Source organism: Cellulomonas sp. GbtcB1, from assembly GCF_019091725.1.
In the GTDB taxonomy this organism is placed as follows: Bacteria; Actinomycetota; Actinomycetes; order Actinomycetales; family Cellulomonadaceae; genus Cellulomonas.
In genome coordinates this window covers 1-230 of the sequence record NZ_JAGXJG010000692.1, presented here as the reverse complement: position 1 = coordinate 230, position 230 = coordinate 1, and the positions used below count along the sequence as shown (strand labels likewise).

At 78.3% G+C, this 230-nt stretch carries 1 protein-coding gene; it reads left to right on the top strand.

Annotated features, from left to right (window positions below):
• Nucleotides 1-230 (top strand): beta-L-arabinofuranosidase domain-containing protein (locus KVT14_RS21835; RefSeq protein WP_217617436.1); only part of this gene is annotated, 230 nt, incomplete at both ends.

Sequence of the window (230 nt, the reverse complement as noted above, 5' to 3'; positions counted from 1 at the left end):
GGGCCACCTGGTCCAGGCCGCGGTCGCGCTGCACCGCGGTGCCGGCCGGGCGGTCTACCTCGCGCTGGCCCGCCGGTACGCCGTCCTGGTCGTCGCGACGTTCGGGCCCGAGGGCCGCGCGGGGTACTGCGGGCACCCCGAGGTCGGGACCGCGCTGGTCGAGCTGTACCGCGAGACCGGGCACGAGCACTACCTGGCGACGGCCCGGCGGATGGTCGTCGTGCGCGGCC